We start from the raw sequence: 8937 nt of genomic DNA, 5'->3' as shown, positions 1-8937 counted from the left end.
GCCCGTACGGCGACGTGGCGACAATGCCCAGGCCGAGTTCCTTGAGCGTGGGCACCGTCGGCCAGCGCTTCGTGCGCTGCTCGCCAAACGTCACCAGCAGCCGCAGCCGCCCCGAATCGACAAACGGTGCGAACCCGTTGGAGTTGATGCCTACCATCACCTGACCCGACGACACCGCCAGCATCTGCTCGGACGTGCCCTTGTACGGCACATGCACATAGGTCAGCCCGCGCCTGGCGAACAGCTCGTCGAACACCACGTGCGGCGTCGTACCCACCCCGTTGGTGGAAACGGTCAGCTCGCCCGGATGGGCCTTGGCCCAGGCGAAGACGTCGTCCAGCGTCTTGAGCGCACTGTTGCCCGGCACCAGCACGCCGAAGGTCACCCCCGAGATCTGGATGATCGGCGTCGTGTCGCGGATCGGATCCCACAGCACTCTCTGGATGTGTGGCGCGCGCAGCACGGGCTGCGGCAGTTGCGCGATCGTGTAGCCGTCCGGCGCCGCCTGCTGCAGGATGGGCATCGCCATCGTGCCGCCTGCGCCAGCGCGGTTGTCCACGAGCACCCGCTGACCCAGCTGGCGCCCTGCGATCTCGGCCAGCAGGCGCATCGTCAGATCCGTGGCCCCTCCTGCCGGCCACGGCACCCACAGCGTGATCGGCCGGGTCGGAAAACGCTCGCCCGGCTGGGCCATCAGCCGGGCACTGGTCGGTCCGAACGCCGCAGCGCTCAACGCACCCAGCACCCGCCGGCGGCTCATCATTGCCATGACATCAACTCCATCTTCATCGTTCCACCCAGCAGAAAGGTCGAATTGGCTGGCTCGATGCGCTCCACACGCACGAGGCCGACGCCCGGGCAGTACCACTCCAGCGTGGTCAGCGGCATGTCGCGCCAGCCCTGCACCGGATCGGAGAACAGCTTCAGCTTGGCCTCGCCCTGGACCTTGACGCAGCCATCGAAGGTGCCTGCGGGCGTCTCTACCTTCTGGTTCAATGCCGCGACCGTGTAGACCATGGGCACCGAAGGATGGCCATGCCGGATCTCGGGCGGGAAATCATTGCGCCGGCGCAGCAGGTAGGTGGTGGTCGAGGCGGGCCAGTTCGTGCCCACCGCGATCGGCGCCTTGAGCACGTAGCGCGGCTGCGGATCCGGTTTCGGCTCCTCGTCCACGTCGCTCTTGGTCGCGACGCGGTAGACACCCGTGGCGTCGGCGCGCAGCCAGTAGTCGATGCCCGCGTCGCTGTGGCGGCGGTACGCACGGCCCGAGGCGAGCGCGCTGTCGCGGCCTTCGTTGCTGAGCACCATGGTTTCGCGCTCGACGGTGTTGTTCTCCCACTCACTGGTCAGGCGGTAGGTCCAGGTACGGCCCTGGTCGAGCGGGAACAGTGCAGCCCCCGGCGGCTCGCTGCAGCCAGCCAGCAGCGCACCCGCGCAGGCGACAGCGGCCATGGCAAGGTCGGTGCGCATCATTTCTCCGGCAGTTGCGGCACAGGCAGGTCGCGGATCTTGACCACCTGCTCGTCAGAGCCCGGACGCAGCCAGTTCAACCCGCGCTTGCCAGCCTTGGGTTCGGCCGTACCCATCTGGGTGACGCCCTGGCGGGACTTCTTGATGCCCTCGCTCAGCAGGGCGTGCAGATCCTTGGCATAGGGCAGCTGGTATGCCCTCGGCGCCTTGGTCGGCTTGCCATTTTCCAGACTCTGCACCCAGACGAACAGCGCACCGGGTGTCTTGTTGGTGGGTTCCTCGAAAACCGCAGCCAGCAGCACGAAACGCTCCGGCAGCGTATCCGGGCTCGGCCAGCCCCACATCTGGTGAATGGCCTCGTCGGCCCAGAAATAGAACACGCAGACGCCAGCCACCAGCAGCCCCTTGAGCCACACCGGCCAGCGCGACCACAGCAGCGCCAGCACGGCCAGCACGGCCAGCACCACAAATCCCAATACCACCGCGAGTGTCATGTCTCGTTGCTCCAGTCGTTGTTGTCGTCGGTCGGCGTCACATGCGCTGGACCAGCGTGCGTGGCAGCGTGTTGACGCTGCCCACGCTGCCGTCGGGCAGCAGCGTGAAGCGCACCAGCGTGACCTCATCGCCCTTGCGTGCGATGGTGGCCTGTCCGTAATAGGCGATCTCGGCCCGTGGATTCACCTTCAGCACCGACACCGTGACGGGCACAGGCTGCCCGTCCTTGCTGTCGTAGTAGTGCGCATTGACGGTGTACTCGCCCGGAACGATGCCACGCAGTGTCACCACCTCCTGGTTGATCGGGTTGATCACCTCCTTGCCATTGACGACGATGGTGTCATTGGACAGCCCGCGGTCGTCGCGGTCCAGGTGCATCATCCCGGCCTCTCGGGCACGGAACCAGACAAGGTTGCCACCGGGATCCTGCACCCAGGTGTCGATGTCATTCGGATTCATGTCCGGCCAGGACACGGTGATGATGTACTCGGCCTTGGCCGGGATATCGCCCGTCTTGAGTGCTTTCGGATTCATCGCCAGCAACGCGATGATGAAGCAGAAGACGAAGGCGATCAGCATGTTGAACAACATGTCGTAGAACGGGTCGACCTCGGCCTCCCGCCCACCGGATCGGCCCCGGCCGCCGCGCGTGGCCACGCCTCAGCCCCCGCGGCCAGCGTCGTGGCCGATCGACAGACCGGCGCGCTGGCAGTCGCTGATCAGTGCATCGGCGTAGCGGTCCAGCCGCGTCAGCTGGAGCCCCAGCACGATGTTGCCGACCAGCCCGACCATCGTCGTCAGCAGCGCCACGCCCAGCCCGGAGGTCAGGCTGCGCAGCAGGTCCTGCGACTGCGTGGCGTCGAAGCTCTGCATCTGGCCGATCTGGATCGCCAGGATCGAGAAGCCGATCACCTTGCCGAGCAGCCCGAGCTTGAGCTGGATGCCGTTGACCCACCACGCGGTGTGGTGCGGCCCTTGCGCCTGGTCCATCAGCAAGTCGAGCGGTGCACCGGCGTCGCGCGGCGCGGCGTCCAGTGCGGACCAGTATTGCGCAGCCCAGCCTTCGACACCAGTGAGGCCTTCGTGGCGGGTGGACATGGCCGCCTGCATCAACCGGCGCTGGCGCTGCAGCTCCCGCGAGCGGCTGCCGCACCACAGCGTCGAGACGACGAAGACCACGATGATCACCAGCGTCAGCCCGGTCGGGTCGGAACTCAGCAGCAGGCGCCACACACCGCGCATCCCGAGCAGCCAGGTCGCGAAGACCAGCAGGCCACCGAGCGTGCACCATTCCAGCAGCAGTGGTTCGTCCACCGCACCCTGCCCGCCCGCGGCGCGCCACAGTCTTGTCAACGCCGTCATGCCGGGCCTCCACCGCCGCGCTTGGTCAATGCACCAAACCCGCGTTGCGGGTCATACCCCCAGCTGGCCGCGGCGAAGCACAGTGCCAGCGTCCCCAGCACGATCCACGGCGACATCCCCGCGTCCTTGCCGTACATCGCGTAGCGCATCCACTCGACCGCGTGCGTGAACGGGTTGAACCGCGCGATCTGGTAGACCCAACCAGCGCCCGACTCCTCCAGCTTCCACAGCGGGTAGAGCGCAGTGGACATGAAGTACATCGGGAAGATCACGAAGTTCATCGTGCCGGCGAAGTTTTCGAGCTGCTTGATGTGCACGCTCAGCAGCAGCCCGAGTGCCCCCAGCATCAGCGCGCTGCACACCGCGGCCAGCAGCAGCTGCGGCGTCTGCGGGCCGATCAGCGGCAGTTCGGTGCCGATCAGCCGCGCGATCACGACGAAGGCCAGCCCCTGCGCGAGCGACAGCACCGCCGTCGCCGTCAGCTTGGAAAACAGGATCCACGGGCGCGGCAGCGGCGCCGTCAGCAGCAGGCGCATCAGGCCCATCTCGCGGTCGTAGACCATGGCCAGGCTGGACTGCATGCCATTGAACAGCAGCACCATGCCGACCAGACCCGGCGCGATGTAGACGTCGTAGGGGATGTAGGTCTCGTAGGGGTCGGCGATCGCCATGCCGAACACATTGCGGAACCCGGCCGCGAACACGGCCAGCCACAGCAGCGGCCGCACCAGCGCCGACACCAGCCGGCCGGTCTGGCGGGCGAACTTGGCGATCTCGCGCCAGACGATGGCGCGCATCGCCTGCAAGGCATGGCCGAGGTTCATGGACGGGCCACCTTGCAGAGTTTTTCGGGCGCATCGGCGCCGAGGGTGTCGAGGTTGTTCTTCGGGTGCAGCACGCCCTCGACCGGTGCCATGGCGACGACACCCTGCCCGTCCGTCAGCAGCATCGGCTGGCGCAACTGGCCGTCCCAGGCGCGGAAGCCCAACGGCGTGCCCTTGGAACCGTCGAATTCGAGGTCATTCAGCGCCTTGGCGAAGGCCGCTGCCGGCCCCTTGGGGACTTCGGTCGCGGCGGTGACGATCGCCTTGCCGGCCATCCACGCTGCCCAGTCGTGCGCGGTCATCGGGCGGCCAGTGGCCTTGGCGAAGCGGCGCGAAACCTGCGGCGCACCGAAGCGCTCGAACTGCGCGGACCACGCCAGCGCCATCAGCCCGGCGTCGCCCACCACGGGGCGCGGCAGGCTGGTGCGGTAGGGCAGCGTGCGCGCGAACTCGCCATCGCTGTCCACCACCCAGACCACGTCATAGGTCGCGTTGCCAGTCAGCAGCTTCAGATTGGCCATGTCGCGCTCGCGTGGATCGGCCGACAGCCTGAACGGCTTGGTCGCTGCCAGCTTCAGGCCGTAGCGCTTGATCGACGCCTGCGCCGTGGCACTGCGCTGCGCGTCGGCCGGTGTCGGGCCGGTCAGCAGCAGCACCTGGCTCCAGCGCGCTGCGGCCAGCGTCTGCGCCAGCGCATCGGTGCGCATGCGTTCGCTGGGCAGCAGGTGCAGCAGGCGCGGGCGGCAGTCCTGCTCGCGCAGGCGGTCGCTGGCGTCGCCCAGGTTCATCACGGGGAGCTTGACAGCGTCGGCCGTGGCCAGCGTCCAGTCGGCGGGCAGGTCCGTCAGCACGACCACTGCACCACCCTTCTCCGCTTTCTGCGCGGCGTCCCTGGCGGCGGCAGCGCTGGCGACCGGCACCGTCTCCAGCGCCAGCACGGCGCCGGCGGCCTCCAGCTCGAACTTCGCCTCCTTCAGCGCCACCTGCAAGCCGTCCGAGGCGGAGCCACCCGGGTGGCCGAGGTAGGCACGCTCGGTGCGGCTGCGCTCCAGGCGGGCGTCGTCGGCGGGGACGAGCAGGGTCAGCTTGAACGTGGCCGCCTGCGCCGCCCCGAGGGCAGCACCGGCCAGCAGCGCGGCAAGGACCGGGCGCTTCATTCGACGATCACCGCGCCATACGGCACGCGACCCACCGGCAGGCTCTTGATCGGCTTGGCCGTGGCGACATCGACCAGCGTCACATCGTCCGACAGCCCGTTGACCACCAGCAGCTGTGATTCGGCCTTGTTCAGCGCCACGTTCCACGCCCGCTTGCCGACCAGCGCCAGCGCGGTCGTCTTGTGGCTGGCCACATCGATGAACGCCACGTGGTTGGCACGGCCGAGCGCGACAAACGCCTGCTTGCCATCGCGGGTCATCGTGATGCCGACCGGGGTGATGTCGGTGCTGCGTGCGCCCTTGACCTCGAACTTGACCGTGTCGACGACGGACCAGTCCTTGGTCGAGATGATGCTGACGCTGGCCGACATCTCGTTGGTCACCCAGAGCTGGCTGCCGTCGGGCGTGAGGGCCAGGCGGCGCGGACGCTTGCCGACCTTGATGTTCTTGATCAGCTTGCCGGTGGCGGCATCGACGACGTGGACCATGTTGGCCACCTCGGAGGTGACCCAGACGACCTTGCCGTCCGGCGAGGCCTTGACACCCTCGGGCTCCTTGCCGACCTCGACCGTGCGGGTGAACTTGCCGCTGGCGATGTCGAAGAAACCCAGAGCGGCATCGTCTTCCTGCGAGATGTAGAGCGTCTTGCCATCCGGGGACAGATCGAAGGCTTCGGGGTCTTCGCCGATGGCCAGACGCCCGACCGACTGGCGCGTGGCCAGGTCGATCACGTCCGCCGCATTCGACTCGCCGCAGGCGACCATCAGCCTCTTGCCGTCCGGGGTGATCTGCACATGGCGCGGACGCTTGCAGGTCGGCACCGTGCCGGTGACGGCCATCGTCTTCAGGTCGATCACGGTCAGCGTGTGGTCTTTCTCGCTGGACACATACGCAGTCTGCGCCTGCGCCAGCCAGGACATCGCCACCAGCGCGGCACCACCCAGCAGGCTGCGTGTGGACACCGACTTGTTCTTGTTCATCATCGTCTCCAGTGTGTTGTTCGGACGTTCACCGGGCGGTGGCTCGGATGAAGGCCTCTTCCAGCCCGCCGCCGCCCAGGGCCTCGGTCACTTCGGCCGGGGTGCCATCGGCCAGCAGCCGGCCCTGGTGCAGGACCACCACGCGGTCCGCGGCCTCGGCCTCCTCGACCAGATGGGTCGCCCACAGCACCGTGCTCTGCCGCTCGGCGACATCGGCGCGGATGGCGGCCATCAGGTCGCGGCGCGACTTCGGATCCAGGCCGACGGTCGGCTCGTCCATCAGCACCACCTTCGGCCGGTGCAGCAGCGCCCGCACCAGTTCCACCTTGCGCCGGTTGCCGCCGGACAGCTCGCGCACGGGCCGCGCCAGGTCCTTGTCGATCCCGAGCGCCACGCCGCCGGACTGGATGCGCGCGGTCGCCACGGCGCTCGGCAGGCCGTGCAGGTCGGCGTGAAACCGCAGGTTGCGCTCCACCGACAGATCCAGGTCCAGCGACATCTGCTGGAACACCACGCCGATGTCGCGCAGCGCCCGCACCGCCGAGTGGCGCAGCGACTGGCCCGCCACCTCGACCTCGCCCTCATCGGCGACGAACAGGCCGGTGAGCACCTGGAACAGCGTGGACTTGCCCGCCCCATTCGGCCCCAGCAAGGCGACAAACTGGCCCGCAGGCAACGCCAGCGTCAGGCCGGCCAAGGCCGTGCGATCGCCGTAGCGCTTGATCAGACCATTGAGACGCAGCATGGACAGTGAACCGGTGTGGAGATGGACACAGCCTGCGTTGTACAGGTGCCCGCGCATGGCGTCGTGCCCGGGCTTACACCGAGGCGGGCCGCTGGATTGTTCCATTCGGAGATCAGAGATCGATCTCCATCCGGTCGGCCGCAAGTTCGACCCCGTGCCGCGCCAGTTCACCCAGCAGCCGGCCGGGTCCGGCGTCCCAGTCGGGCATGGCCATCAGCACCTTGCGGCGGGCGCCAACCCGGCCGAGCTGCGCCAGCATGCCTGCACCCGAGGCACCCGGACGGCCGTCGTCCGGCCAGAGATCGACCCGGTCGTCACCGAGCAGCAGGCAGTCGGCCTGCTGCATCCACTCGACGGCCTCGAATCCGGCTGCGGCCAGGCTGCGTGCGCAGAAAAAGCGCTGCCCGGTCACCAGATCACGCACGGCCAGCGCGATGGTTTCCCCCACCTCGCCTGCCGCAGGCTGTGCAGCATGGCGCGGCAACGGGCCATCGGTGGCGACGGCGGTGAATTCAAGCGTGGGCTGACCCTCGATGTGGAACACCGCCTCGCGCGACTCGCCCGCCACCGGAATGACATGCCACTGCACCCCACAGTAGTGCTCCAGCAGCGGCAGCACGGGCAGCGCATGCGTCAGCTCCTCGAACACGGCCGGCGTGGCATACAGGTGGATCGGCGCACCATCGCGCAGACTGAGCAGGCCGGTGACGTGGTCCACCTGGGCATCGGTCAGCACGACCGCGCGCACGGCAGCATCCGGCAGACCCGGATGCCGCAGCAGACGGGCATCGGTCGACAGCTGCATCGCCACCGAAGGCGATACATTGATCAGCACCCAGTGCAAACCTTCCCCCGACAAGGCCACCGCACCCGGTGCACGGGTCGAGGTCGGGCTGGTTCGGGCGCACTGGGCCAGCGGCACGGCTTCGTCACCGCCCTTGAGTACAACCAGTTTCATGAAGTCCCCCCTCATGGTCTTCACATTGAACACGCGACTGCATACAGCCGCCTCGTCCGGTTTTTGCAAGAGCCATGCCGAGGTTGCCGCGAACGTGAACCACTTCCCAAGGCGCCTGCGGGCGAATGCAGCCACCTGCCATGATCCGAATGCCCTCGAATTCACCTGCAGCCGGTGTCGCGGTAGCACATTGCTCCACCACGGGACAATATCGTTTCAAAGCTGACACAGGGGCAACCCGAATGCAACGAAACTGGACATCCAGCGTGCGCCTGGCATTTCAGGCTGTCCTGCTGCTCATGGCCGGGCAGGCCTGCCCGGCCGTCGCATGCCCCGGACCGGCCGTCCAGGTGCAGCCGATCGCGCCCGGCGTCTGGCGGATTCCGGGCGCGGAAGGCGACACCACACCAGACAACCGCGGCGCCATCTCCAACCTGCTGGCCGTGCGCGATGGCCGCCGGCTCTGGCTGGTCGGCAGCGGGCCATCGATCGCCCATGCACGGGCACTGAACTGCCACCTCCAGCGCGTCAGCGGGCGCCGGGTGACGGATGTGATTGCACCCTGGCCGCGGCCGGAACTGGTGCTGGGGCAAGCCGGTCTGGTCGGTGCCCGGCGCTGGGCGCACGAGGACGTGGCCGGCGCGATGCAGGAGCGCTGCCCGCGCTGCATGGCACGCCTGCGTCTGCGCCTGGGGACAGCCGCCTCCGATCTTGCCAATGCCGTGATCGCCCTGCCCGACCACCGCCTGCAAGGTGACCATGGCACGCTCGGGCCGCTGCGCTGGCAGCGTCTGTGGCGCTCCGACGAAACAGCGGTCACGCTCTGGTCACTGCCGCGCGCACACCTGACCACCGCCCATGGCTTGCTCTGGTCCGATGGCGCCCCCGATCTGCGGGACGCTGACACGGACCACCTGGAACGCGCCTGGCAGCAACTCGCCGCTGC

Annotated in this window: 11 protein-coding genes; 1 reads left to right on the top strand and 10 read right to left on the bottom strand. The window is 68.1% G+C overall.

The features are described 5' to 3' along the window. From AB3X43_RS09345 to AB3X43_RS09300, 10 genes are all read right to left on the bottom strand, one after another. The coding region (locus tag AB3X43_RS09345) for a tripartite tricarboxylate transporter substrate binding protein (protein WP_473965102.1) at nucleotides 1–769 on the bottom strand (769 nt) is incomplete at its 3' end. Next, nucleotides 760–1470 carry a TapB family protein gene (locus AB3X43_RS09340; RefSeq protein ID WP_369429567.1) on the bottom strand — a complete coding sequence of 237 codons (711 nt, stop codon included), beginning with the start codon at nucleotides 1468–1470 and terminating at the stop codon, nucleotides 760–762. The genes AB3X43_RS09345 and AB3X43_RS09340, both read right to left, overlap by 10 nt. Then, nucleotides 1470–1964: a hypothetical protein gene (locus AB3X43_RS09335; protein WP_369429566.1), complete on the bottom strand. Its 495-nt coding sequence runs from the start codon at nucleotides 1962–1964 to the stop codon at nucleotides 1470–1472. The genes AB3X43_RS09340 and AB3X43_RS09335 overlap by 1 nt, the downstream gene beginning before the upstream one ends. A 37-nt stretch (nucleotides 1965–2001) precedes the next feature. Beyond that, nucleotides 2002–2622: a hypothetical protein gene (locus AB3X43_RS09330; protein WP_369429565.1), complete on the bottom strand. Its 621-nt coding sequence runs from the start codon at nucleotides 2620–2622 to the stop codon at nucleotides 2002–2004. Nucleotides 2623–2625: 3 nt separating this feature from the next. Then, nucleotides 2626–3327, bottom strand: coding sequence for a hypothetical protein (locus AB3X43_RS09325; protein WP_369429564.1), 702 nt, complete (start codon nucleotides 3325–3327; stop codon nucleotides 2626–2628). Further along, on the bottom strand, nucleotides 3324–4151 hold the full coding sequence (locus tag AB3X43_RS09320) for an ABC transporter permease (RefSeq protein ID WP_369429563.1): 828 nt from the start codon (nucleotides 4149–4151) through the stop codon (nucleotides 3324–3326). Before AB3X43_RS09320 ends, AB3X43_RS09325 begins: the two co-directional genes overlap by 4 nt. Beyond that, nucleotides 4148–5308: a type 1 periplasmic-binding domain-containing protein gene (locus AB3X43_RS09315; protein WP_369429562.1), complete on the bottom strand. Its 1161-nt coding sequence runs from the start codon at nucleotides 5306–5308 to the stop codon at nucleotides 4148–4150. The genes AB3X43_RS09320 and AB3X43_RS09315 overlap by 4 nt, the downstream gene beginning before the upstream one ends. Beyond that, complete coding sequence (locus tag AB3X43_RS09310) at nucleotides 5305–6288, bottom strand: PQQ-dependent catabolism-associated beta-propeller protein (RefSeq protein WP_473965101.1); 984 nt, start codon at nucleotides 6286–6288, stop codon at nucleotides 5305–5307. The genes AB3X43_RS09315 and AB3X43_RS09310 overlap by 4 nt, the downstream gene beginning before the upstream one ends. A gap of 28 nt (nucleotides 6289–6316) precedes the next feature. Continuing rightward, complete coding sequence (locus AB3X43_RS09305; protein WP_369429561.1) at nucleotides 6317–7033, bottom strand: ATP-binding cassette domain-containing protein; 717 nt, start codon at nucleotides 7031–7033, stop codon at nucleotides 6317–6319. A 112-nt stretch (nucleotides 7034–7145) separates the two neighbouring features. Further along, nucleotides 7146–7991, bottom strand: coding sequence for an MBL fold metallo-hydrolase (locus tag AB3X43_RS09300; RefSeq protein WP_369429560.1), 846 nt, complete (start codon nucleotides 7989–7991; stop codon nucleotides 7146–7148). 266 nt (nucleotides 7992–8257) lie between these two features. Here AB3X43_RS09300 and AB3X43_RS09295 point away from each other — a divergent pair. Next, on the top strand, nucleotides 8258–8937 hold a 680-nt coding region (locus AB3X43_RS09295), incomplete at its 3' end, for a hypothetical protein (RefSeq protein WP_369429558.1).

The organism is Sphaerotilus sp. (assembly GCF_041083715.1).
Classification (GTDB): Bacteria; Pseudomonadota; Gammaproteobacteria; order Burkholderiales; family Burkholderiaceae_C; genus Sphaerotilus.
The sequence above is the reverse complement of the archived record's forward strand: the minus strand, read 5'-3'. Positions and strand labels throughout refer to the sequence as shown.